At 68.0% G+C, this 23,007-nt stretch carries 21 protein-coding genes; 11 read left to right on the top strand and 10 right to left on the bottom strand.

Annotation, left to right across the window (positions count from 1 at the left end):
• Nucleotides 1–80: 80 nt before the first annotated feature.
• From AB0F17_RS06920 to AB0F17_RS06895, 6 genes are all read right to left on the bottom strand, one after another.
• Nucleotides 81–743 carry a TetR/AcrR family transcriptional regulator gene (locus AB0F17_RS06920; protein ID WP_358017504.1) on the bottom strand — a complete coding sequence of 221 codons (663 nt, stop codon included), beginning with the start codon at nt 741–743 and terminating at the stop codon, nt 81–83.
• A 285-nt stretch (nt 744–1,028) separates the two neighbouring features.
• Nucleotides 1,029–1,325 (bottom strand): WXG100 family type VII secretion target, encoded by a 297-nt coding sequence (locus tag AB0F17_RS06915; protein WP_358017501.1) that lies wholly within the window; start codon nt 1,323–1,325, stop codon nt 1,029–1,031.
• A 26-nt stretch (nt 1,326–1,351) separates the two neighbouring features.
• On the bottom strand, nt 1,352–1,675 hold the full coding sequence (locus AB0F17_RS06910) for a WXG100 family type VII secretion target (protein WP_214641864.1): 324 nt from the start codon (nt 1,673–1,675) through the stop codon (nt 1,352–1,354).
• A gap of 277 nt (nt 1,676–1,952) precedes the next feature.
• Entirely contained in the window at nt 1,953–2,594 is a 642-nt protein-coding gene (locus tag AB0F17_RS06905; protein ID WP_358017498.1) for a biliverdin-producing heme oxygenase, read from the bottom strand.
• 102 nt (nt 2,595–2,696) lie between these two features.
• The gene (locus AB0F17_RS06900; RefSeq protein WP_358017495.1) at nt 2,697–3,551 is read right to left on the bottom strand and encodes an alpha/beta hydrolase; all 855 of its coding nucleotides are present in this window, start codon (nt 3,549–3,551) and stop codon (nt 2,697–2,699) included.
• A 201-nt stretch (nt 3,552–3,752) separates the two neighbouring features.
• Nucleotides 3,753–5,555, bottom strand: coding sequence for an alkyl sulfatase dimerization domain-containing protein (locus AB0F17_RS06895; RefSeq protein ID WP_358017492.1), 1,803 nt, complete (start codon nt 5,553–5,555; stop codon nt 3,753–3,755).
• Between the two features lie 293 nt (nt 5,556–5,848).
• On the opposite strand from AB0F17_RS06895, the gene AB0F17_RS06890 reads away from it, so the two are divergent.
• Entirely contained in the window at nt 5,849–6,196 is a 348-nt protein-coding gene (locus tag AB0F17_RS06890; RefSeq protein WP_358017489.1) for a DUF202 domain-containing protein, read from the top strand.
• 122 nt (nt 6,197–6,318) lie between these two features.
• Here AB0F17_RS06890 and AB0F17_RS06885 read toward each other — a convergent pair whose 3' ends face one another.
• Both AB0F17_RS06885 and AB0F17_RS06880 read right to left on the bottom strand, forming a co-directional pair.
• The gene (locus AB0F17_RS06885; protein WP_214641868.1) at nt 6,319–6,975 is read right to left on the bottom strand and encodes a response regulator transcription factor; all 657 of its coding nucleotides are present in this window, start codon (nt 6,973–6,975) and stop codon (nt 6,319–6,321) included.
• The gene (locus AB0F17_RS06880; protein WP_358017486.1) at nt 6,972–8,240 is read right to left on the bottom strand and encodes a sensor histidine kinase; all 1,269 of its coding nucleotides are present in this window, start codon (nt 8,238–8,240) and stop codon (nt 6,972–6,974) included. Before AB0F17_RS06880 ends, AB0F17_RS06885 begins: the two co-directional genes overlap by 4 nt.
• A gap of 169 nt (nt 8,241–8,409) precedes the next feature.
• Here AB0F17_RS06880 and lon point away from each other — a divergent pair, with 169 nt between their 5' ends.
• Together lon and AB0F17_RS06870 are read left to right on the top strand one after the other, a co-directional pair.
• The gene (gene lon / locus AB0F17_RS06875) at nt 8,410–10,770 is read left to right on the top strand and encodes an endopeptidase La (RefSeq protein ID WP_358017483.1); all 2,361 of its coding nucleotides are present in this window, start codon (nt 8,410–8,412) and stop codon (nt 10,768–10,770) included.
• Nucleotides 10,771–10,873: 103 nt separating this feature from the next.
• Complete coding sequence (locus AB0F17_RS06870) at nt 10,874–12,001, top strand: Fic family protein (RefSeq protein ID WP_358017480.1); 1,128 nt, start codon at nt 10,874–10,876, stop codon at nt 11,999–12,001.
• A gap of 16 nt (nt 12,002–12,017) precedes the next feature.
• Here AB0F17_RS06870 and AB0F17_RS06865 read toward each other — a convergent pair whose 3' ends face one another.
• Nucleotides 12,018–12,446: a MarR family transcriptional regulator gene (locus AB0F17_RS06865; RefSeq protein ID WP_358017477.1), complete on the bottom strand. Its 429-nt coding sequence runs from the start codon at nt 12,444–12,446 to the stop codon at nt 12,018–12,020.
• A gap of 109 nt (nt 12,447–12,555) precedes the next feature.
• Here AB0F17_RS06865 and AB0F17_RS06860 point away from each other — a divergent pair, with 109 nt between their 5' ends.
• The 7 genes from AB0F17_RS06860 (at nt 12,556) to AB0F17_RS06830 (ending at nt 20,163) form a co-directional block, all read left to right on the top strand.
• Entirely contained in the window at nt 12,556–13,629 is a 1,074-nt protein-coding gene (locus AB0F17_RS06860; protein WP_358017474.1) for an FUSC family protein, read from the top strand.
• On the top strand, nt 13,613–14,905 hold the full coding sequence (locus AB0F17_RS06855; protein WP_358017471.1) for an alpha-amylase family glycosyl hydrolase: 1,293 nt from the start codon (nt 13,613–13,615) through the stop codon (nt 14,903–14,905). Before AB0F17_RS06860 ends, AB0F17_RS06855 begins: the two co-directional genes overlap by 17 nt.
• Before the next feature lie 277 nt (nt 14,906–15,182).
• A complete protein-coding gene (locus AB0F17_RS06850) occupies nt 15,183–16,124 on the top strand; it encodes an ATP-binding cassette domain-containing protein (RefSeq protein ID WP_358017469.1) in 942 nt (313 codons plus the stop codon).
• 171 nt (nt 16,125–16,295) lie between these two features.
• The gene (locus tag AB0F17_RS06845) at nt 16,296–16,952 is read left to right on the top strand and encodes a methionine ABC transporter permease (protein ID WP_219534282.1); all 657 of its coding nucleotides are present in this window, start codon (nt 16,296–16,298) and stop codon (nt 16,950–16,952) included.
• 9 nt (nt 16,953–16,961) lie between these two features.
• Nucleotides 16,962–17,789: a MetQ/NlpA family ABC transporter substrate-binding protein gene (locus tag AB0F17_RS06840; protein ID WP_358017465.1), complete on the top strand. Its 828-nt coding sequence runs from the start codon at nt 16,962–16,964 to the stop codon at nt 17,787–17,789.
• A gap of 131 nt (nt 17,790–17,920) precedes the next feature.
• A complete protein-coding gene (locus AB0F17_RS06835; RefSeq protein ID WP_358017463.1) occupies nt 17,921–18,523 on the top strand; it encodes a hypothetical protein in 603 nt (200 codons plus the stop codon).
• Nucleotides 18,524–18,627: 104 nt separating this feature from the next.
• Entirely contained in the window at nt 18,628–20,163 is a 1,536-nt protein-coding gene (locus tag AB0F17_RS06830) for an AMP-binding protein (protein WP_358017461.1), read from the top strand.
• A gap of 953 nt (nt 20,164–21,116) precedes the next feature.
• Here AB0F17_RS06830 and AB0F17_RS06825 read toward each other — a convergent pair.
• A complete protein-coding gene (locus AB0F17_RS06825; RefSeq protein WP_358017458.1) occupies nt 21,117–21,494 on the bottom strand; it encodes a hypothetical protein in 378 nt (125 codons plus the stop codon).
• 272 nt (nt 21,495–21,766) lie between these two features.
• Here AB0F17_RS06825 and AB0F17_RS06820 point away from each other — a divergent pair, with 272 nt between their 5' ends.
• Complete coding sequence (locus AB0F17_RS06820) at nt 21,767–23,005, top strand: trypsin-like peptidase domain-containing protein (RefSeq protein ID WP_358017455.1); 1,239 nt, start codon at nt 21,767–21,769, stop codon at nt 23,003–23,005.
• The last annotated feature ends 2 nt before the right edge of the window (nt 23,006–23,007 follow it).

Raw genomic sequence — 23,007 nt, 5'->3', positions numbered from 1 at the left:
CTACGACATACCGGTCTGCGATCGGCAGGCCGGTGACGCGCGCCCGCCGACGCCGCCTGGCACATCACCGGAATGTCGCCCTACGGGGACTCGGCCGGGCCCTCGCTGAAGGAAGACCTCGACGACCTGCTGAGCGGGGTCGACGGCGCGGTGTTGCCCAGGGCCCTCAGCACGAAGCCCGTCACCAGTTCCCCCGCCGTCTCGACGGTGACCGTACCGCTGATCAAGGGCACCCGCTCCGCGCCGATCACCGCGAGGATCATGCGGGCCGTCGCCTCGACGTCGAGTATCTGGAAAGCGGCTGACTCGATCCCGCTCTCCAGGATCTCCACGAGGATGCGCTGCATGGGCGCCACGTGTTCGGCGAGCTGCTGGTAGGCGTCGGGACCGAGCGCGGCGCCGAGGTCGGCCGCTCCCGGATGCGGGTGCGCCAGCAGGCCGGTCAGCTGCAGCCGGACGAACACGCGCAGCCGGTCGGCGGGAGACGCCCCTGCCGGCAACTCCCGCTCGTAGCTTTCGATGAAGTAGCTGGTGACCCGCTCGGTGAAGGCCAGCAGCAGGGCGGCCTTGTCCGGATAGTAGTTGTAGAGGACGGTCCGGGTGATCACGGCCTCGTTCGCCACGTCCGTCATCGAGATGGCGTCGATCCCCTGCACCCTCGACAGGCGGGCGACGGCCTGCAGAATGCGATCGCGCGTCTGGGCTCGGTGCTCACCGATCGTGGCGGCGGAGATACGGGGCATGCGTCCATGGTAGGCCGGGGCCCGAAGGCCGGCTGGGCATCCTGCTGTAAGCCGACTTTTGCGCAGGTGGGGTGATGCGAGTGGGTTGATACGGTCTGCGGGCCAAGCCGGACGACATGGTCTAGCTCGTGCGGCACGGTCGGCCGCGTGCGGCAAAGTCGTTCGCGCGGGCGGCCGAGGTTGGCGGCGTGTGGCACGGTCGTTCGGTCGGTCTGCGCGGGTGGTCGTTCGGGCGGGCGGCCGCGTGCGGCGGCTCGCTGGGCCAGGTCGGGCCGCCGATCGCGGTCAGGTGCCCCAGCGGCGGACGTTGGCCTGCTCGGCGTCCCGCATGATCCCGGTGGCGTCGTGCAAGGCCGGGCCGAAGCGCTGCATGGTGTCACCCATCGTCACCACGGCCTCGTTCCAGTTGCGCTTGGCCTCCAGGTAGACGCCCTTCGCGGAGCCGTCCCAGGTCTCCAGGATCTTCAGGTCGCTCTCCAGATCGGTCAGCTCGCCGACCAGGCTGCCGTACGCCCGGCCGAGCTCAGCCGCGATCTCCTCCATCTGGTCGAAATTAGCGAGAATGATGTCCGGGTTGCCCATGGCCACCCCTCCTTAGCAGTCGGTGTTCAGAGCTTGCCGCCGTTGAGCGCGGCCATGAGATTCTGGGTGACGGCCTGCGTGGAGGTGCTGGCCTCCTCGTACTCGATCCCCGAGCCCTTGAGGTTCTCGGCGATCAGGTGGAGGGCGTCGATGACCTTCTTGAACTGCGGGTTCCACTCGTTGAGAACCTGCGCGTAGACGGTCGCCGACTCGCCTTTCCACGCGCCGCCGAGCTGTTCGGGGATCTGGAGCAGCCTGCTGTGGATCTGGGTGATGTGCTCGTGCGCGGTCAGCGCGCGCGTGGCCGCGTCCTGCTGACTTCCTTGCTGGTACGTGGTCGGCTGCGTCACGGTTCGCCTTCCGGTGCGGTGCGGTCAGGCATGAATGATGCGCCTGAAGCGTGCGAGAATTTCGTGCGACGCGAGCAAATATAAGTGCGCACACGGCGGCGAAGCCACGATTTCAATTTTCCTGGAAATGTTGGCGAATGCGCGTACTCCGCGACCCGGCATGCGGTGGACCAGCGTCAACGCCTGCGTCGGCAGCGCAGGAAAGAGGGCGATATTCGAAATGCGCGCCGATCGGTCAGTGGCGGCGCGGCCACTCGTATTTCACCGGCAGGGCGTCCTATGCGGCGGCCTTGATCACGTGGAGCAGCTCGCCGAGCACCTCGGTGTTGAGCTGGTAGGCCAGCTTGACCTCGCCGATCATGCGCTGCTGCTCCCGCTCGCCGAAGGGCAGCGCGTCGAGGCGGGCGCGATATTCGTTCTTGAATCGGGGCAGGCTGCCGACCTCGTCGAACAGGTAGAAGTCGACCCCGCCGCCCTTCTGATAGCCGTAGATCTTCTGCAGCTCCATCCGGATGAACTGCCCGCCGGACAGGTCGCCCATGTAGCGGGTGTAGTGGTGGGCGATGTAGCCGCCCGGCCAGTCGGCCACCTGCTCGATCCGCGCGACCAGGGTCCGGGTCGCCTTCGAGGGGGCGATCCGGTCACGCCAGCCGGCCCCGTAGACGGTCCGCAGGTCACGCTCCAGCGCCGGCTCCCGATAGAGCTCCGGGAAGACGAACCGCCCGGTCACCGGATGGTCGACCAGTGTCTTGGCGGCGCCGTCGAGAGCGAGGTAGGCGAAGTAGTGCTGGGCGACGAGCTCGCCGTAGTCCTGCTCGCTCAACCGGCCGCTCATCAGCTCTTTGAGGTAGCTCTCGTCCTCGGCCGACTCGTGGTCGCCCCAGGTGGCGTTCTTCAAGGTCTCGGAGAACGACGTCACGCTTCACCCCAATGTGTGGCCGGTCTTTCATGACAAAGTGTCACAAACCCTGGATGGGCACGTCAAGTTGATGACGACACACTGTCATTAAACCCGACCCTGTCATGCTGGTGCGGCAGCCACCACGTCACCGGGGCGGCCTAAGGCGATCAACGTGAGATTGCGTAGCGACGGCGTACCGGGTGCGAAGTAGTCACTGTGCCCGCCGGGACCGACCTCAAACAGCCGCGCGCCGTACCCGGGACTCAGCGCGTCGGCCCCAAAACCGAGCGGCCCAAGCTTCACCTTCGGCACGAACCGGATCCAATCGCCCCCGCCCACACCCGCCCACACCCTGGTGGCAGATGGTGTGGGGTCGGATGGCGTGGCGTTGGGCAACGTCGGGTCGGACGGTAGGGGGTTGGGCAGCGTGCGGTCGGATGGCGTGCGGTCGGATGGCGTGCGGTCGAGCCGCGTGGGTTTGGATAGCGTGCGGTTGGACGGTGCGTCGATTCCGGGGCTGCCGAACAGGGCCATATCGGCCACGGGCAGGTCTGGCCCGGCCTTGGCGCACACCACGGAGCCATAGCTGTGGCACAGCAAGGCGATCGGCGCGGATGTCCGCGCGTGCAACTCCGTGACGGTACGGCGAAGGGCCTTCGCTCCCTCGATGGCCGTTGCGTCCGTGATGGCGTCCAGGCTCCACGTTGGCGGCGCCTCGTAGCCGAGCCAAGCGACCACGGCCAGTCGTTCGCCGTGGCCCACCTTCGCGGCCTCGGCCAGCAGCGCCCGGGCCGCACCGCCCGGCCGCTTCGTGCTCGCCTCGAAGGTGGCCACCGTGGTGTCGGCACCCGGCACGACGATGGCGACCCGATCGGCGGTGGCCAGGTCGCCGTAGACCTTCACGAGCCGGCCACTGTGCTGGCTGGGCAGTGCCAGGACCGCGCCGAACGCGAGACTTCCGGCGAGCGTGAGCATTCTGAGCATGATCAGAAGCTACGGGCGGGAGGCCGTCGACCGCGTCACCGCAGGGGCTGAATTCTCCGGTAGTACCTGGGGGTGACACGAGCGTCGGCAAAGGCTGTCATAACGCCACCCGCGCGTAGGCGATCGGGCGCGTCCAGTTGACCGTCCAGTCCCCGGCGGTGAAGGCGTGCCTGGCAGCGGGGAAGACGGCTCTCAGGCAGTGACGATGGCGAAGTCGGGTGCCGGGTCGTCCAGGACGGCGGTGAGGTGCCGCAGGACGCTCAGGTCCCCGTCGTGGTCGAGGCTGTCGGCGCCCTTACCCGCGAGCAAGCCGAGCAGTTGCGGCTTGGTGAGCCGCACGGTCAGCTCCACGGTGGCCTCAGGCGGGTCCTGCTGCTGGATGAGCACCCCGTTCGACATGCTGGTGCGGTGATGCTCGCCGGAATCGGTGAGGTGCCAGTCGATGGCGAAGCGCTCGTTCCACGCCTGGGGCCCATTGACGCGGATGGCCAGCGAATCGAAGATCTGCTCTGTGGTCAAAGCTGCGATCATGTCGGGTGAGGTGACGTCGATGTCGGACGGCACGATGCCGCCGTTCAGTTCCAGGGCTCCCATCAGGTAGAAGTTGCGCCAGGTGCCGTTCTCCGAGCCGTGGCCGAGGGCGGTGTACACCTCGGCCAGCAGCTTGCGGGCCTCGGCGGCGTGCTCGTCGGCGAAGACGGCGTGGTTGAGCAGGGTGGCGGCGAAGCGCAGATCACCCTCGCCCACATAACGTCGGGCCAGCCCGACGACTCCTGCGGTGCCGCCCAGGCACTCGACGTACCGTCTGGCCTGCTGGACCGGTGGGTGCTCCCACAAATGCGCCGGGTTGGCGTCGAACCAGCCGAGATAGCGCTGGTAGATGGCCTTGATGTTGTGGCTGACCGACCCGTAGTAGCCATGCGTGTGCCAGGCCTGCTCCAGAACGGGCGGCATCTCCATGACCTCGGCGATCTCGATGCCGGTCAGGCCGCGATTCAGCAGGCGTAGGGTCTGGTCGTGCAGGTAGGCGTACATGTCACGCTGCTCTGCCAGGAAGCGGACGATGTTCACCTTCTCCCAGGTGGGCCAGTGGTGTGAGGCGAAGGCGACGTCGGCCTTGTCGCCGAACAGCGTGATCGCCTCGGTCAGGTAGCGGGCCCAGACGCGGGCGTCGCGTACCACCGCGCCGCGCAGGGTGAGGATGTTGTGCTGGTTGTGGGTGGCGTTCTCGGCCAGGCACAGCGCGCGCCGGTCGGGGAACAGGAAGTTCATCTCCGAGGGCGCTTCGGTGCCGGGGGTGAGCTGGAAGACGATGCGTACTCCGTCGACCGTTTCCTCCTGCCCGGTGCGGGTGATGTCGACGGTGGGTGCGATGAGAGAGAGGGTGCCGGTCGAGGTGGTCATGCCCAGACCGCATCCGATCTGTCCTTCGGCCGAGCGGGGCAGCGCCGGGCCGTACATGTAGACGGAGCGCCGGCTCATGGCGATGCCGGCGTAGACGTTCTCGGAGACCGCGTGTTCCATGAAACCGGCCGGGGCGATGATGGGGATGCCCTCACCGTTGGTGATGCCGCGCACACCACCGAAGTGGTCGACGTGGGAGTGGGTGTAGATGACGCCGGTGACCGGACGGTCACCTCGGTTGTCGCGGTAGAGCCGCAGGGCGGCGGCCGCGCACTCGGTGGAGATCAGCGGGTCGATGACGATGACGCCGGTCTCGCCCTCCACGATCGTCATGTTCGACAGGTCCAGGCCGCGCACCTGGTAGATGCCGGTTGTCACCTCGAACAGGCCCTGTTTGGCGCACAGCTGGGCCTGCCGCCACAGGCTCGGGTGAGCGCCCTCGGGAGAGTCGGCGTTGAGGAAGTCGTAGGAGTCGTTGTCCCAGATGACGCGGCCGTCGGCGGCCTTGACCACCGCTGGGCTCAGCCGCGAGACGAATCCTCGCTCGGCGTTGTCGAAGTCGGTCCGGTCATGAAAAGGAAGGTCAGCCATAAATGCTCCCTTCCCGACTTAAGGTCTATAAAGGGAGAAAACACTCCAATAGTTAGGCCATCAACGGCTTGACCGCCGCTGCCGGCAGCCGGCCGAGCAGGCCCGACGCCGATTCCCGACAATGGTCTGGCCTGCGGCTTCGCTCCGTCGGCATGGGGTTACCAGTCCCGAACTGCGAACAGCTTGGAGCGCCGTCACGGCCCCCCGGATGGGAGGGGTGGCACACCTGAAGCGGACAATGTCCTCGAACCTCCTCGACTCGTTCCGGGTCACCGAACACACCGGGAGGACGCATGAATGGGGAGATCCCCGATGAGGCCGCAGCGAACACCGGCAGCCGCGCTCGGGATCACCTGGCCAACGAGAGGACCTACCTCGCATGGCTGCGCACCGGCATCAGTGTGGCGGCGCTCGGTGTCGCGGTGGCGAAGTTCGCCCCGCACAGAGGAGTCCATGCCGTGGTCTCGGGCGGCATCCTGATCTTCGCCGGCTTGCTGGTGAGCGCCTATGGAACGGCGCGGTACCGGTCCGTTGGGCGGCAGTTGGAGGCCGGGCTCTTCGCCCCTGCCCGGTTCCGTACGATCACGGCCGCGACCGTGGTCACCGTCCTGGCGCTGATCGCCGTCGTGGTCCTCATCTGACCGCCCCCTGCCCGCCATCCCGCCGTTGAGGCCGTCACGGTGTGAAGAAACCCGGCCAGAGCGGTCTGGCGGAGGTTCCCGACTGCCAGCCTGGCGCGGGGCGGTCCCGCATCCGTACGCGGTCAGTCGCCCGGTCGTACCAGCCCCGTCTCGTACGCGTAGACGATCGCCTGTGCCCTGTCGCGCAGCCCCAGCTTCATCAGCACCCGCCCCACATGCGTCTTGACCGTCTGCTCCGCCACCACCAGCTTCACCGCGATCTCCTGGTTGGACATCGCCTGCGCGACCAGCGCGAGCACCTCGGTCTCGCGCTCGGTCAGCTCCGCCAGCCGCCGCACCGTCGGCGCCCGAGGCGCGCCCAGCCGGGCGAACTCGTGGATCAGCCGCTTGGTGACCGCCGGAGCGATGAGCGCGTCGCCCGCCGCGACCACCCGCACGGCCTCGGCGAGCTGGACCGCCGAGGCGTCCTTGAGCAGGAACCCGCTCGCCCCCGCCCGCAACGCCTCATAGACGTAGTCGTCGAGGTCGAAGGTGGTCAGGATGAGCACCTTCGGGCCGTCGTCCGACGACAGGAGCCGTCTGGTGGCCTCCAGCCCGTCCATGACCGGCATGCGTACGTCCATGAGCACCACGTCGGGCCGCAGCTCGGCCGCCTGTCGTAACGCCTCCTCGCCGTTGGCCGCCTCGCCCACCACCTCGATGTCGGCCTGCGTGCTCAGGAACACCGTGAACCCGGTGCGCACCATCCCCTGGTCGTCCGCGATCAGGACCCGGATCACGTCGTCTCCTCCGTTACCGCCACCGCGATCGGCAGCGTGGCGATCACCTGGAAACCGCCTCCGTCGACCGGTCCCGCCTCCAACGTGCCGCCGAGCAGCGCCGCCCGTTCGCGCATGCCCACCAGCCCATGCCCGGCCCCCTCGGCGCCGCCGGGCGCGGTGCCGCCGCCGTTGGCGACGCGGAGCCGTAAGGCGCCGCCGTCAGGCTCGACGGTGATCGTGACCGTGGCGCCGGGCGAGTGCCGCATCGCGTTGCTCAGCGACTCCTGCACGATCCGGTACGCGGAAAGGCCCACGGCGGGCGGCAGCGCCCCGAGCGACTCAGGTAATGCGACCAGCACGGTCAGCCCGGCGGCGCGGGCGTTGGACACGAGCTCGTCGAGCCGGTCGAGGCCGGGTTGCGGCGCGGTGTCGGTGCGGCCGTCCTGGTCGCGCAGCACGCCGAGCACCTGGCGCAGCTCGGCGATGGCCTCCAGGGACAGGCTGCGGATCTCGGCCAGGCCCGCCTCCAGCCGGGCGGGATCGCCGGCCGCCTTGAGCGGCACCGCCTCGGCCTGGATGGCGATCACCGACATGTGGTGGGCGACCACGTCGTGCAGCTCGCGCGCGATCCTGGCCCGCTCTTCGAGCACGGCCTGAGCGCCTTCGGCGAGCCGCGTGCGCTGCTCCTCCTCCACGAGCCTCGCTGTGGCGTTACGCCGTACGCGCACGTTGTAGCCGAACAGCAGGGCGACCGTCACCATGATCGCGACGAGGTAAAACGAGTGGGAATCGACGATCCACGCGGCCAGGAGGCTCAGCACCCACACGCCGACGGTGATCTGCCGGTCGCAGCGTGCGGCAACCGAATAGGTCACCAACGGGTACATCACCGCCAGCCCGAGCGAGTAGGGCGGATTGCTGGTGCCGACCGTCTGCGTCACCCAGAGGACGACCGGCAGCAGGACCATGGTCATCCGCCAGGCGCCCAGCGGCCACCGGTCGCGCAGCGCCACGGGCACGGAGAGTGCGGCAGCGGTGAGGTAGAGCAGTGGGTCGTTGACCGGCAGCTTGGCGACGTTGTTCCAGTTGACGAGCTGGGAGTACGAGCTGCCGAACAGGAGCAGCGCCATCAGGATGTCCGCCACCCGGACCAGGTCGAGAACGCCGGCCAGCGGCTGCCAGCGGGGCAGCCGGAAACGCAGCCAGCGCGATCGGGGCGGCGGCGGGTCCGCGTCGCCCTGGAACAGCGCCAGCGCGAAGGGTCGCACCACTGCCGAGAACACGCGACCACCCTACGGGTGCGGGATCGGGCGGACATCAACCCTGGGTCGTCATCCTCAGGTATGACTAGCTTACATGATTACGATCGCCGTGAGCGAACATCGGCAACCCTGGGAACAATCAGAGGCTCTAATGACTTGAGTCGATATAACTCAACCCTTTGGAGTTCGTATGAGTGAGAGCTTGATCCTCCCGGTCCTGCCGCTGGACGACGAGGTCGTCCTGCCGGGCATGGTGGTTCCGCTGGACCTGTCCGACTCCGAGGTGCGGGCGGCCATTGACGCGGCCCAGGCATCTGGTGGCAACAAGCCGCGGGTCCTCCTCGTTCCCCGGATCGACGGCCGTTACGGCGCGGTCGGTGTGCAGGCCGTTGTCGAGCAGGTCGGGAGGCTGCCCGGCGGCGAGCCCGCTGCTGTGGTGCGTGGCGTCAACCGGGTTCGCGTGGGCACCGGCACGACCGGCCCCGGCGCCGCCCTTTGGGTGGAGGCCATCGTGATCGAGGCCGTTTCCGCCGGCGAGCGCGCCCAGGAGCTGGCCAAGGAGTACAAGGCCCTGGCCACCACGATCCTGCAGAAGCGCGGCGCCTGGCAGGTGGTCGACCAGGTCAACCAGATCGACGACCCCTCGGTGCTGGCCGACAGCTCCGGCTACACGCCTTGGCTGACGACGGCCCAGAAGGTCGAGCTGCTGGAGGCCGCCGACCCGGCCGAACGGCTGGCCAGGTTGGTCGAGTGGTCGCGCGAGCACCTCGCCGAGCTGGACGTGGCCGAGACGATCCGCAAGGACGTCCAGGAGGGCATGGACAAGCAGCAGCGTGAGTTCCTGCTGCGTCAGCAGCTCGCCGCGGTCCGGAAGGAGCTCAAGGAGCTCAACGGCGACTCCACCGAGACCGAGGAAGAGGACTACCGGGCCCGCGTCGAGGCGGCCGACCTGCCGGAGAAGGTGCGCGAGGCCGCGCTCAAGGAGGTCGACAAGCTGGAGCGTACGTCCGACCAGTCTCCCGAGACCGGCTGGATCCGTACCTGGCTCGACACCGTCCTCGACCTGCCGTGGAACGAGCGGACCGAGGACAACTACGACATCACCGGCGCCCGTGAGGTGCTGGACGCCGACCACACCGGCCTCGCCGACGTGAAGGACCGCGTCATCGAGCACCTGGCCGTGCGCAAGCGCCGTCAGGACAAGGGCCTGGGCGTGGTGGGCGGCCGCCGCAGCGGCGCCGTACTCGCGCTCGCCGGTCCTCCCGGAGTGGGCAAGACCTCGCTGGGTGAGTCCGTCGCGCGGGCGATGGGCCGTAAGTTCGTCCGCGTCGCGCTCGGCGGCGTCCGTGACGAGGCGGAGATCCGCGGTCACCGGCGTACCTACGTCGGCGCGTTGCCCGGCCGCATCGTCCGCGCCATCCGCGAGGCCGGGTCGATGAACCCGGTCGTCCTGCTCGACGAGGTCGACAAGGTCGGCGCCGACTACCGCGGCGACCCGACGGCGGCCCTGCTCGAGGTGCTCGACCCGGCGCAGAACCACACGTTCCGCGACCACTACCTCGAGGTCGAGCTGGACCTGTCCGACGTGCTGTTCCTGGCGACGGCCAACGTCCTGGAGGCCATCCCCGGGCCGCTGCTCGACCGCATGGAGATCGTGACGCTCGACGGCTACACCGAGGACGAGAAGGTGGCGATCGCCCGTGACCACCTGCTGCCCCGGCAACTCGACCTCGCCGGACTGACCGCCGACGAGGTACGCGTCGAGGACGCGGCGCTGCGCAGGCTGGCCGCCGAATACACCCGGGAGGCCGGCGTACGCTCCCTGGAGCGCTCGGTCGCCCGCATCCTGCGCAAGGTCACGGCCAAGGACGAGCTGCCCGTCACGGTCGGCGAGGACGACCTGGTCGGTTACATCGGCCGCCCCAGGTTCGTGCCGGAGTCGTCGCTGCCCGAGGCCACCCAGCGCACCTCGGTGCCCGGAGTGGCGACGGGCCTGGCGGTCACCGGCGCGGGCGGCGACGTCCTCTACGTCGAGGCGTCCCTGGCCGAGCCGGAGACCGGCGAGACCGGGCTCACGCTGACCGGTCAGCTGGGTGACGTCATGAAGGAGTCGGCCCGGATCGCGCTCTCCTACCTGCGCTCGCACGGCGCGGAGCTGGAGCTGCCGGTCACCGCGTTCAAGGACCGCTCGGTCCACGTCCACTTCCCCGCGGGCGCCGTGCCCAAGGACGGCCCCTCGGCGGGCGTGACGCTGACGACCGCGCTGGCCTCGCTCCTGTCCGGCCGTACGGTACGCAGTGACGTGGCCATGACCGGTGAGATCTCGCTCACCGGGCGGGTGCTGCCGATCGGCGGCGTCAAGCAGAAGCTGCTGGCGGCGCACCGGGCGGGCATCACCACGGTCCTCATCCCGGCCCGCAACGAGCCGGACCTGGACGACGTGCCCGAGGAGGTGCGCAACGAGCTGACGATCCACCCGGTCAGCGACGTACGCGAGGTCCTCGACATCGCCCTGTCCCCGGCCCAGGTCGCCTCTCCGGTCGCGGCCTGACCGACCATCTGCCCCGCTGTACTCCGGTACAGCGGGGTTTTGGCGTTTTGAGCGAATCATCCGTTCGTTTGACTGAATGATTAGCGCATGCTTTCCTTGGCTCATGTTGTACGACACGCCCACGCTGGAGGCCGCGGATAAGGCGGTGCTCGCGGAGATCGAGGACATGCGGCGCGACCTGAAGTACCGCCTGGCTGAGACGCATCGCTGGGACGGGCAGCTCCGCAGGCAGTTGCAGGCGCGGGCGATCCAGGGGTCGAACTCGATCGAGGGCTACCGGGCCAGCGTCGAGGACATCGAGTCGATTATGGAAGGCGAGGAGCCGCTGGAGACGTCGGCGTCGGTCACCCGAGAGATCGCGGGATACCAACAGGCGCTGACCTATATCCAGCTGCTTTCGCGCGCTCCCGCGTTCCGCTTCGACGAGGGGCTGCTCAATGCGCTCAACTTCATGATGATCGGTCACCATCGTGACAAGACTCCCGGAGTTGTGCGTCCGGGCGGCATTTATGTTCGCAACTCCGCGACCGGAGAGGTGGTCTACGAGGGCCCCGACGCCGAAGCGGTGCCAGGGCTGCTCGACGAGCTCATCGCATGGCTGAACACCGGAGATCTCGATGCGCCGAGTTACGTGCGCGGTGCGATGGCCCACTTCAACCTGGTCGCGATCCACCCGTGGCGTGACGGCAACGGGAGGATGTCGCGTGCCTTGCAGACACTGGTCCTCGCTCGTGAGCAGATCCTGACGCCGGAGTTCTCTTCCATCGAGGAGTGGCTCGGCCTGGGCGAGAACACGGTCGACTATTACCGCGCGCTCCGAGAGATCCAGGAAGGCTCATGGCGGCCGCACGGCGAGACGCTGCCTTGGGTGCGATTCTGCCTGCGAGCCCATCACCTTCAGGCCCAGCGGGTCCGCCAGCGACTCACCGAGGCCGGAGAAATCTGGATGCTGCTTGAGGAGCAGGTCGACGCCGACGGTCTCAACAGCCGGAGCGTCTCCGCCCTCTACGAGGTGTTCGTGAACAGGCGCCTGCGCAGGAGCCGCTACCAGGCCGACGAGGGGCTCAGCCAGGGCCAGGCCGCCCGCGACCTGCGCGACCTCGCGGCCAAGGGCTGGCTCCAGCCGTACGGCGAGACCAAGGGCCGCTTCTACGCCCCAGGCCCGCGCATGGCCAGGATCAAAGCCGACTTCGCCGAACGCGTCACCCCGCTGCGCGACCCCTACCGGTAGGAGCTGGACGACCCGACTACGAATGCAGTTGGTCCAGCAGGTCGGCTGCCACGGCCAGGATCCGGCACTCCGCCGGGGTGAGCCGCTGGGCCATCGCCTGGGCCAGCCACAGGTCCGTGGTGCCGGCCCGCTCGGTGAGCAGCGCGGTGCCCTGTTCGGTGAGGACGATGTGGTGCCGGCGGCGGTCGTCTTCGTCGCGTGAGCGGCGGATCAGGCCCTGCTCGTCCAGCGCGGCGAGGACGCGGGTGACGGACTGCGGTTGCAGGTGTTCGGCCGATGCCAGCTCTCCGGCGGTCATGGCGCCGCGTCGGTGCAGGTGGCCGAGCAGGGACAGGGCCAGGGCGCCGAGGCCGTGTGCGGGGCGCTCGTCGCGCAGGCGCCGGGCCAGGCTGACGGCGGCCCGGCGGAGTGTTACGGCTGTGGCTCGAAGTTCCTCGTCGTCCATAATTATTACGGTAGCACTTACTAAATATCCGGCCATCCATGATGTTAGGGCGCTATTTGATACGCAATGCGTAGGAAGGTGGTAGGGTCCGGCGTCGGGAGGTGCCGACGTGGGGATCGAGACGCGACGTATGATCGCCGCCGGGCTGGGGCTCGGCGGGCCGGTCGCGTGGGGCGTCGCCTCTGGGCACTCCGCCCTGGGCGCGCTGGCCGCCATCGGGGCTCTCGCCGTCAGCGGCGTCTCCATGGGCCCCGCTGGTGGTGTCGCCGACGGCGTGGCCGTCAGAGGCGTGTCCTTGGCGGAGGGGCTGGGGCGAGGTGGTTACGCGGTCGCGACCACGACCGTGGCGGGGCTCGTCGGCGCTGCCGTCGGCGGGCATGGCTGGATCGCGGCGGTCACCATCGTGCTGGTGGCGGCCGTGGTGGCGGTGGTGGGCGGAATGAGCCGTCCCATGGCCGAGCACACCACGCGCTTCATCGTCTTCATGGTCATCTCGACCGGCCTGGCCAAGCACGCCGCTCCTGTCGCAGCCGCCGTACTGTTCGCCGAAGGGGCGATCTGGGGCCTCCTGATCACCGCGCTGTGCACCCACACGAGACAACCGCGCCTCGGAGCCCGCCGCGCAGAGCCCGTCGCGGTACCGCCGGCGAACCCCGCGCCCACCAAGCGAGCGCTGCTGCGCCGCTGGTGGCGGACGCTCGGGACCCTGAGTGGCTGGCAGTACCCCATCCGCCTGACCGCCTGCCTGGCCGCCGCCGAGATCATCGGCCTGGTGTGGCCGCAGCCGACCGCCTCCTGGATCGCCGTCACCGTCGTGATCGTCGTCAGGCGGCAACTGGACGGTGCGTTGCGGCGGGCGATCGAGCGGGCCGCGGGCACCGGCGCCGGAGTGGTGGCGGGGTCCGCCGTACTGTTGTGGGTGCCGGCGCCGTGGCTGTTCGTGCTGCTCGTCACCGGGCTGGCCGCGGTCAGGCCGGTACTCAAGGATCGCGACTACACCCTGTACGCGACCGTCATGACGCCGCTCGTGCTGCTGCTTATGGAGGGCGGCGGACGCGTGGCCCCCGCCACGATCGGATACCGGCTGGCCGACACGGCCATCGGGTGCGTGCTGGCTCTGGGGCTGGGATACCTGCCCTGGGCAGTACGCCGAGAGAGGAGCGCACGTGCCATCGTGGACTGACCATGCGATCTGGTGGCAGGTCTACCCGCTCGGCTTCACCGGGGCCCCGGCCACCGCCCGACCAGAGGTGCGGCACCGGCTGCGCCACCTGGAGGCGTGGCTGGACTACGTCGTGGAACTGGGTTGTTCGGGGCTCCAGCTCGGCCCGATCTTCGCCGCCGAGACCCACGGCTACGACACCGTCGATCACTTCAGGATCGACCCCCGCCTCGGTGACGACGCCGACTTCGACTCTCTCGTCGCCGAGGCACGGCGACGCGGGCTGCGGATCATCCTCGACGGCGTGTTCAACCACGTCGGCCGGTCGTTCCAGGCGGACGAGCGATGGTTCAGGAGGGGGTCCGAGGGCTACGAGGTGTTCGAGGGGCATCACGGGCTCGTCGCGCTCGACCACGCCGAACCCGCCGTGCGCCACCACGTCGCCGCCGTACTGAACCACTGGCTCGACCGTGGCGCGGCGGGGTGGCGGCTCGACGCCGCCTATGCCGTACCGGCGTCGTTCTGGCGGGAGGTCCTGCCCGAGGTGCGCGCGCGGCACCCGGAGGCGTGGTTCGGTGGCGAGGTGATTCATGGCGACTACGCCAAATATGTCGCCGCGTCGGGGCTCGACTCCGTCACCCAGTACGAGCTGTGGAAGGCCATCTGGAGCTCGCTCAACGACCGCAACCTCTTCGAACTCGCCTGGGCCCTCGACCGCCACGACGGGCTGCTGGACACCTTCGTCCCCCTCACGTTCGTCGGGAACCACGATGTCACCAGGATCGCCACCCGGCTTGAGAACCCTCAGCACCTCGGCCACGCCCTGGCCGTGCTGTTCACCGTCGGTGGCCTGCCGAGCGTCTATTACGGGGACGAGCAGGCGTTCCAGGGGGTGAAGGAGGAGCGGGTCGGAGGTGACGACGCGATCAGGCCGGCGTTCCCCGCGGAGCCAGGCGGGCTCGCCCCGGACGGGACCGAGGTCTACCGGCTGCACCAGCGGCTCATCGGCCTGCGCCGGCGTCACCCGTGGCTGGTCAGAGCCCACACCACCGCCGAACACCTGACCAACACGGCCGTGGCCCTCCGCTCCCGGCCCCGCGACGGTGGCGGGACGGAGATCGTCACCCTGCTGAACCTCGGCGACGAGCCGCACCGGTTCCCGATCGGCCAGGTCGACAGCGTGGCCGAGCCGCGGCATGGCGGGACCGACCCGGCCGTCGTTCCGGCGCACGGCTGGAGCATCGTGATCCAAGTCACCGAGGAGATAGGGAATAGCGGGAAGCCAGATAGCCGTTAGCAATGGCGTGAACGAGGCATACGCGACAGACCAGAGCGCCCGCAGCGGCGCCAGGTGTTGCTGTATGGGGCGAATGTTCGCCATGGACTGTCAGAGCCGATAACCCGACGTCCTCACCTCGAAGGTCACCCATGATTTCTCCCAGTTTTGTGCTGCGCAGGTTGAGCCACCTGCCCTTCCACCCCGGCACGCGTTAGACCGCCCGCCCGCGGGCGCTCCGACGATGACGATGTCGATTCCAGCGGCGTGCTGCCGCTCTTAGTGGTGGGGATTTTTGGTGATACAGGCGTCCGGCCTGCGCAAGGTGTATGGGAACACCGTCGCCCTCGACGGCGTCGACCTGCACGTACGCGAAGGCGAGATCTACGGCGTGCTGGGCCAGAGCGGTGCCGGCAAGAGCACCCTCTTGCGCTGCGTCAACCTGCTCGAACGCCCCACCGCGGGCACCGTCACCGTCGCCGGGCAGGACCTCACCGCGCTGCGCAGCGGCGACCTCAACCGGGCCAGGCAGCGCATCGGCATGATCCACCAGCACTTCGCGCTGCTCTCCTCGCGCACGGTCGCCGGGAACGTCGCCTTTCCGCTGGAGGTCATGGGCGTGCCCAGGGCCGAACGGGAACGCCGCGTCACCGAACTCCTCGACCTGGTCGGCCTCGGCGGCCGGGGCGGCGACCGCCCGAACCAGCTCTCGGGCGGCCAGAAGCAGCGCGTCGGCATCGCCAGGGCGCTGGCGGGCAACCCGTCGGTACTGCTGTCGGACGAGGCCACCTCCGCCCTCGACCCGGCCACCACGCAGTCGATCCTGTCCCTGCTCAAGCGGCTCAACACCGAGCTCGGCCTGACGATCCTGCTGATCACCCACGAGATGAACGTCGTCAAGAGCATCTGCGACTCGGTCGCCATCATGTCGGACGGCCGCGTCGAAGAATCGGGCACGATCGCCGGCCTCATCAGGACGCCGGGGTCGCGACTGACCAGCGAGATCTTCCCCCTGTCCGAGCCGGCGCCCGCGGGCTCGATCACGCTCACGTTCACGGGCGACCCGCATCAGCCGGTGGTGTCGGAGGTGGTGCGCAAGTTCGACGTGGACGTGAACATCCTGGGCGGCTCGATCGAGAACCTCGCGGGACTCGCCGTCGGCCGCCTGCGGGTGTCCCTGTCGGGCGATGAGGAGGCCGCCGCGCTGGCCTTCCTTCGCGCGCGGGGGGTGGTGTTGTGATGAGAAAAGCCTTTCTTGTCGTACGGCACAGCACGGTGGGCGCCACCCACCGCCCGTGGCCGGGCCCTGTCCAGGGGCACGCTCCTCCGGTGGAGGTGGCTGCCCGCCGTGACGTGCGTCTTCTTGGCCCCGGTCCGGGGATTCGGCAGACCGTTCGGGGGAGGAACAGCTATGACCTGGGATGAGATGGGGCCGCTGCTGTGGGAGGCGGCCGGGCAGACGGCGCAGATGGTCGGCTGGTCGACCCTGTTCACCGTGCTGTTCGGTCTGCCGCTCGGGGTGGCGCTCGTCGTGTTCGATCGCGGTGGGCTGCGGCCGCTGCCGGCGGTCAAGTCGGTGCTGGGTGTCGTGGTGAACGTGGGGCGGTCGCTGCCGTTCATCGTGCTGATGATCGCCATCATCCCCTTCACCCGGCTGGTCGTGGGCACCACCATCGGCACCGCGGCCGTGGTCGTGCCGCTCACCGTGGGGGCGGTGCCGTTCTTCGCCAGGCTGGTGGAGACGGCGCTCCGCGAGGTGGGGGCCGACGTGGTGCAGGCGGCGCAGGCCATGGGGGCGGGCCGTACGACCATCGTGCGGAAGGTGCTGCTGCCCGAGGCGTTGCCCGGCCTCGTCGCCGCGGTGACCGTCACCGTCGTCGCGCTCATCGGCTACTCGGCCATGGCCGGGACCATCGGCGGGGGCGGGCTGGGGGACCTCGCCGTCAGGTACGGGTACCAGCGGTTCGAGACCCTGCTCATGATCGTCACCGTCGTGCTGCTCATCGTGCTGGTGCAGCTGATCCAGAGCTTGGGCGACCTGGTCGCCCGCCGCTTGTCACATAGATAAGGAAAAATAATGAAATTTCGGAACATTGTGGGCGCTGCTGCCCTGGCCCTGTTGCTCGCCGCATGCGGAACGTCGCAGGGTGCTACCGGCAAGGCCGCCGAGTCCGCCGACACCGTGCTGAAGGTGGGCGCCAGCCCGGTGCCGCACGCCGAGATCCTGAACTTCGTCAAGCAGAACCTGGCCCCCGCGGCCGGGCTGAAGCTGGAGATCGTGGAGTTCACGGACTACGTGCAGCCGAACGTACAGCTCAGTGAGGGCCAGCTGGACGCGAATTTCTTCCAGCACAAGCCCTACCTGGACGACTTCAACGCCTCCAAGGGCACCAAGCTGAGCTTCGTCACCCCGGTCCACCTGGAGCCGCTGGGGCTGTACTCCAAGAAGGCGACCACGCTCGCCGCCCTGCCGCAGGGCGCCACCGTGGCCGTGCCCAACGACGCCACGAACCTGGGCCGCTCGCTCAAGCTGCTCGCCGACAACGGCCTGGTCAAGCTCAAGGACGGCGCCGGCACCGCGGCGACCGAGCGTGACGTGACCGACAATCCGAAGAAGCTGGTGTTCAAGCCGCTGGAGGCCGCGCAGTTGCCCCGCTCGCTCGACGACGTCGACGCCGCGGTCATCAACGGCAACTACGCCATCGAGGCCGGGCTCAAGCCCGCTTCGCAAGCCCTGGTGCTGGAGAAGTCCGAGGGGAACCCGTACGTCAACGGGCTGGTCGTGGCTGCCGGGCACGAGAAGGACGCGAACATCGTGACCTTGGGCAAGCTCCTTCAGGACCCGAAGGTCAAGGATTTCATCAAGCAGAAGTACGCCGGTTCCGTGATCCCTGCCGGCGAATAACACGATAAATCCGGAAGATCGGGAAAGTCCTCTTATCTCGCCACCTGTGGTGTTAAGTGGGTTGAAAGCGGGCGGCAATCGGTCGGACGTACGAAGACTGGGTCAGCAATACCTCTCCCGAGGAGGACCCAGTGCGATTCGTTTCACGAATCATGATCGGCGTCGCGGCCACCACCATGGTGGCCATCGGCGCACCGGCATCGGCCAATGCCACAACGGCGACACCCGCCACTCCAGCCACCATCACCTCGTCGCACTTCTACGAGGCGGACTGGGGACCCTACTTCTCCAGCGATCACAAGGCCGAGGCAGAAGGCCAGGTGACCGTGGACAAGAAGCGGTTCAAGTTCTGGTACTGGAAGACGTTCTTCGTCAAGGAGAAAGTGTGCTCCTTCGATAAGAAGAGCCACAAGAAGCACTGCGAGTTCGTCGTCAAGAAGATCAAGAAGCACGTGTGGGAGTGGCGTTACAACTACTTCTTCACCGTCGACAGCACCCTCACCACCTACAAGTGGTGGGGCCGCGACAAGTGCGCATGGGAGACCTTCAAGGTCGTCGACCACGACGGTCACGCGACCTTCAACTCCTTCTCCAACTGCCGCAAGCACCCCGCCGACTACTCGTTCTCGGGTAAGAACGCGGCTCACATCTACGTCGACGTGAGCAGGGGCAACAGGCACGAACCGACCGGCTTCCACTCCGGTTGGCAGGACGTGTATCACGCCGCTGCCTGAGCGGACCGCGAAGCCGCGATCTCGACGATGAGATCGCGGCTTCGCCGTACTCCCTGATGGTCATTCCCTGGCGCCGCGCGCGCTTTGCCGAATACTGTTCGGTCATGCATCCGGGAGCCATCGCAGCCGTCACGCCCGACAAGCCCGCTGTGATCATGGCGGCCTCCGGGCGGGTCGTCACCTACCGTCAGCTGGACGAGGAGTCGAACCGGCTGGCCCACCTGTTCCGCGCCGCCGGGCTGCGGCCGGGTGACCACGTCGCCTTCATGCTCGCCAACCATCCGCTCTACCTGGCCATCGCCTGGGCGGCGCATCGCGCGGGCCTGTACTACACGGCGATCAGCTCGCGGCTGGGGACCGACGAGCTCGCGTACATCGTGAACAACTGCGGCGCCCGGGTGTTCCTCGCGGACGCGAGCCTGGCGGAGGTCGCCACCTCGATCACCGCCGCGACGCCCGGTGTCGAGCTGCGCCTCATGCTGGACGGCACCGCCGAGGGCTTCGACTCCTACGAGGAGGCGGTGGCCGGACAGCCGCCCACGCCGATCGACGACGAGTGCCAGGGCTCCGACATGCTCTACTCCTCCGGCACCACCGGCCGGCCCAAGGGCGTCAAGCCCGCTCTGCCGCGCACGCCGCTGACGGAGTCGAACCTGCTGCTCAAGCTCGTCGAGGCCCTGTTCGCGCCGGCGGCCGACAGCGTCTACCTGTCGCCCGCGCCGCTCTATCACGCGGCGCCGCTGCGTTACTGCATGACCTTCCAGCGGCTCGGCGCGACGATCGTGGTGATGGAACGCTTCGACCCCGAACGCTATCTGGAACTGGTCGAGAAGTACGGGGTGACGCATTCGCAGCTCGTCCCGACCATGTTCATCAAGATGCTCAAACTGCCCGGCGAGATCAGGAACAAGTACGACCTGTCGTCCCTGCAGTGCGCCATCCACGCCGCCGCTCCCTGCCCGGTGCCCGTCAAGGAGCAGATGATCGCCTGGTGGGGCCCGATCATCCACGAGTACTACGCGGGCACCGAGGGCAACGGTTTCCTCTACACCGGCTCACAGGACTGGCTGGAGCACCCGGGCACGGTCGGCCGCTCGCTGCTCGGCAACGTGCACATCTGCGACGAAGACGGCAACGCGCTGCCGCTGGGCGAGCACGGCACGATCTTCTTCGAGAGCCCCGCCCGCTTCGAATACCACGGCGACCCCGACAAGACCCGCTCCGTCCAGGACCCTCAGGGGAGGGGCTGGACCACGCTCGGCGACATCGGCTACCTCGACGCCGAGGGCTTCCTCTACTTGACGGACCGCCGTTCGTACATGATCATTTCAGGCGGCGTGAACATCTACCCGCAGGAGGCGGAGAACATCCTGTGCGTCCACCCGAAGGTCGCCGACGTGGCCGTCTTCGGGATCCCGGACGAGGAGATGGGCGAGCAGGTCAAGGCCGTGGTGCAGCCGATGTCGATGGCCGAGGCGGGGCCGGCGCTGGAGGCGGAGCTGATCGAGTACTGCCGGGCGCGGCTGGCCCACTACAAGTGCCCGAAGTCGGTGGACTTCCGCGCGGAGCTCCCGCGCCATCCCACGGGCAAGCTGTACAAGCGGTTGCTGAAGGACGAGTACTGGCCCGCCACGACGTAGATCACGCGGGCACGCAACCGTTACGCTGCACCCACAGGTCACCCCCTACCCAGCTTGGAGCGCCATGTTCGGCATCGGCGTCGTCGAGATGATCGTCTTTCTGGCCGTGATCATGGTCATCGTGACGTTCGTTTTCGTGGTGATGGTCGTCAACCGCCGCAAGAGATGAAGCAGCCGTCACCCTTCAGATGTCGCCGACCGGCCCGTTGTAGACCAGCTTCGTCGACTCCGCGGGCACGATGAGGACCGCGTTGACGATCTCGGTGGCAGTGAGCACGTCGTCGGACACCGCGCCGTTCACGAGGACGATCGCGGCGAACAGCGCGGCTACGGCGGTCTTGGCGTATCGGCATGCGAAAGGCCCTGCCGTCTGGCAGGGCCTCAGTTTTCACGAACGGCATCGTGGACATTTGCCCACGATGTCGTTCGTGATGAGATCAAGAGGTAGGCGTCACGATGGCGGAACACAGGGATGGGGCACAGAGGATTGAGCGGCCTGGGGCCGCAGCCACGCTTTCCGTTACGTGTTCTTCACAGTGTCGTGGCGTGTCTTGAGGACGTTGGTCGTGACGCCTTGGGCCAGCATCGCTGTCGCCAGCGCTGCCACTCCCATGGCGACGATCCCTGCACGAACGCGCATATACGATCTCCTTCTACGCGACCCAGAGATTAGATCACTATCAATGATCGGCGCAGTCGCCACAATGCGCCCACATACCCCACTGCTTGTGACGTTGCAGCAGGCTACGCGACCTTTTGGCCCGCTTGAGGTGAGCCCGGAGCGCGGGGGCTACTTGTCAACGTCGCCGTGAGCGGCCGTGAGTAGCTGCCAGGCCCGAGCTTTTGATACACCAAGCTTCTGCCAGATCCAAGACGTGGCAGAGGAGATCAGCACACGGGTGGAAGGGCCGTTCGTTCCGTCGCCAAGATCGGCAACGAGACGAACGAGTTGGTCAACCGCTCTGGGAGAGCCCACGCCAGAACGCCCGCTCGACGGCGATGCGGGTGAGCCAGCCGAGGCCCGCAGTGAAAAGCGGCGGCCACACGATCGGCCCGATCGAGTAGCCGACCGCAATCGCCAACGGGACCCACACACGGTGAACCACTTGGTAGGGCAGCCCAGGCGGGCGGACTCCGGCCAGCCGTGCCAGGTCGGGCAGGGCGAAGAACGCCAGCATGGCGGCCGTGGTCGGCAGGCCGTACTTGACGCTCTCGAAGATCGCGAACGCGGCCAGGAACAGTGCGAGCGCCCCCCAGCCGATCTTCCGCAGTCGGCCGCCGACTTTCGGGACGTGCTGCGACGCATCGTCATGCGTGTGTTCCGTGGTCACTGCGACAGCGTAGACCCGAGACCGCCAGGTGGACGACAGTGGCCTAAGCGAACAGATGAGCTGGCCTTTCAGGGCGTACCCTCGCATGATCGTGTACGCCTGTGCCGGCTGCTCAGCAGGTTTTTTCTGAGCGGTTTCCACCCACGTAAGCGGCCCCCGACCAGGGGTGATAAGGCTGCTGTCAACCCTCTCATACAGTTCTGATCAACGGCTTAACCTGCACTTACGGGCTTCTTGGCACTCTTGAGTCATCGGTACATGAGGAGATGACGATGAACGCGAACGAGCCTCGCGAGCAGGGCGCCGGCGGCTGGAGCCAGTTCGGCGACCAGCCGCCCTCCGCCGGGGGCTTTCCCCGGCAGGACACCGTGAGAATGAACCAGCCTCCACCACCTCCGAAGCCGCCCAAGCAGGGTCTCTCCGTCGGGCGTAAGGCGATCGCCGGGCTCGCCCTGGCGGCCATGGCAGTGGGAGGCGGCGCTGTGGGGGCCGTCGCCGCCACGTCGTTCCAGGACACGCGTGTCGTCTCCGCGCCGAGCCCGGTCTTCAAGCAGGCGTCCAGCCAGCTCACCGTGGCCGAGGTCGCGCGGAAGGTGCAGCCGTCGGTCGTCATGATCCAGGGGCAGACCGGCGAGGGGTCGGGCGTGGTGCTGTCCGATGACGGGCTCATCCTCACCAACAACCACGTGGTCGTCGGCGCGGGACAGGGCGGCCAGATGACCGTCAAGTTCAACGACGGCAAGACGGCCAAGGCGACGGTCGTGGGTACCGACCCGTCCACCGACCTCGCGGTCATCAGGGCCGACGGCGTCTCGGGCCTGACCAAGGCCTCGCTCGGCGACAGCGACCAGATCCAGGTCGGCGACTCCGTACTGGCCATCGGCAGCCCGCTCGGCCTCGACGGATCCGTCACGGCGGGCATCGTCAGCGCGCTCAACCGCACGGTCACCGTCGGCGGCGAGCAGGAACAGCAGCAGCAGGTACCGCCCGGCTGGGGCCAGCAACAGCAGCAGGGCCAGGAGAGCGAGACGACGACGCTGGGCGACGCCATCCAGACCGACGCGGCCATCAACCCGGGCAACTCCGGCGGCGCGCTGGTCAACGCGGCCGGTCAGGTGATCGGCATCAACAGCGCGATCGCCACCAACGGCGGCAGCAGCGGCAACATCGGCGTCGGCTTCGCCATCCCGGTCAACACCGCCAAGCAGGTGTCCGACCAGCTCATCAGTGGCGGCAAGGTGACACACGCGTTCCTGGGCGTGAGCGTCACCGACGCCACCGGCGACGTGCCGGGCGCGCTGATCCGGCAGGTCACCTCCGGAAGCCCTGCGGACAAGGCCGGGCTGAAGCAGGGCGACCTCATCACCAAGATCGGCAACACGCCGGTGGAGGGCGGAGATACGGTTGTTGGCCAGGTCAGAGGTTTCAAAGTGGGCCAACAGGTTCAGATCACTTATATGAGGGACGGAAAGTCGAGTAACGTCACCGTCACCCTCCAAGAGAAGAAGTAACA

Origin of the sequence: Nonomuraea sp. NPDC026600 (assembly GCF_040638335.1) — a bacterium.
Classification (GTDB): domain Bacteria; phylum Actinomycetota; class Actinomycetes; order Streptosporangiales; family Streptosporangiaceae; genus Nonomuraea.
This window is presented reverse-complemented; position numbering and strand designations above follow the sequence as displayed.

Bases quoted from the DNA above. Each gene is read 5' to 3' on its own strand.
- AB0F17_RS06920 (WP_358017504.1), bottom strand. From the start codon at position 743: ATGCCCCGTATCTCCGCCGCCACGATCGGTGAGCACCGAGCCCAGACG.
- AB0F17_RS06890 (WP_358017489.1), top strand. From the start codon at position 5,849: ATGAATGGGGAGATCCCCGATGAGGCCGCAGCGAACACCGGCAGCCGC.
- AB0F17_RS06865 (WP_358017477.1), bottom strand. From the start codon at position 12,446: ATGGACGACGAGGAACTTCGAGCCACAGCCGTAACACTCCGCCGGGCC.
- AB0F17_RS06845 (WP_219534282.1), top strand. From the start codon at position 16,296: ATGACCTGGGATGAGATGGGGCCGCTGCTGTGGGAGGCGGCCGGGCAG.
- AB0F17_RS06900 (WP_358017495.1), bottom strand. From the start codon at position 3,551: ATGCTCACGCTCGCCGGAAGTCTCGCGTTCGGCGCGGTCCTGGCACTG.
- AB0F17_RS06820 (WP_358017455.1), top strand. From the start codon at position 21,767: ATGAACGCGAACGAGCCTCGCGAGCAGGGCGCCGGCGGCTGGAGCCAG.
- AB0F17_RS06895 (WP_358017492.1), bottom strand. From the start codon at position 5,555: ATGGCTGACCTTCCTTTTCATGACCGGACCGACTTCGACAACGCCGAG.
- AB0F17_RS06830 (WP_358017461.1), top strand. From the start codon at position 18,628: ATGCATCCGGGAGCCATCGCAGCCGTCACGCCCGACAAGCCCGCTGTG.
- AB0F17_RS06915 (WP_358017501.1), bottom strand. From the start codon at position 1,325: ATGGGCAACCCGGACATCATTCTCGCTAATTTCGACCAGATGGAGGAG.
- AB0F17_RS06870 (WP_358017480.1), top strand. From the start codon at position 10,874: ATGTTGTACGACACGCCCACGCTGGAGGCCGCGGATAAGGCGGTGCTC.
- lon (WP_358017483.1), top strand. From the start codon at position 8,410: ATGAGTGAGAGCTTGATCCTCCCGGTCCTGCCGCTGGACGACGAGGTC.
- AB0F17_RS06840 (WP_358017465.1), top strand. From the start codon at position 16,962: ATGAAATTTCGGAACATTGTGGGCGCTGCTGCCCTGGCCCTGTTGCTC.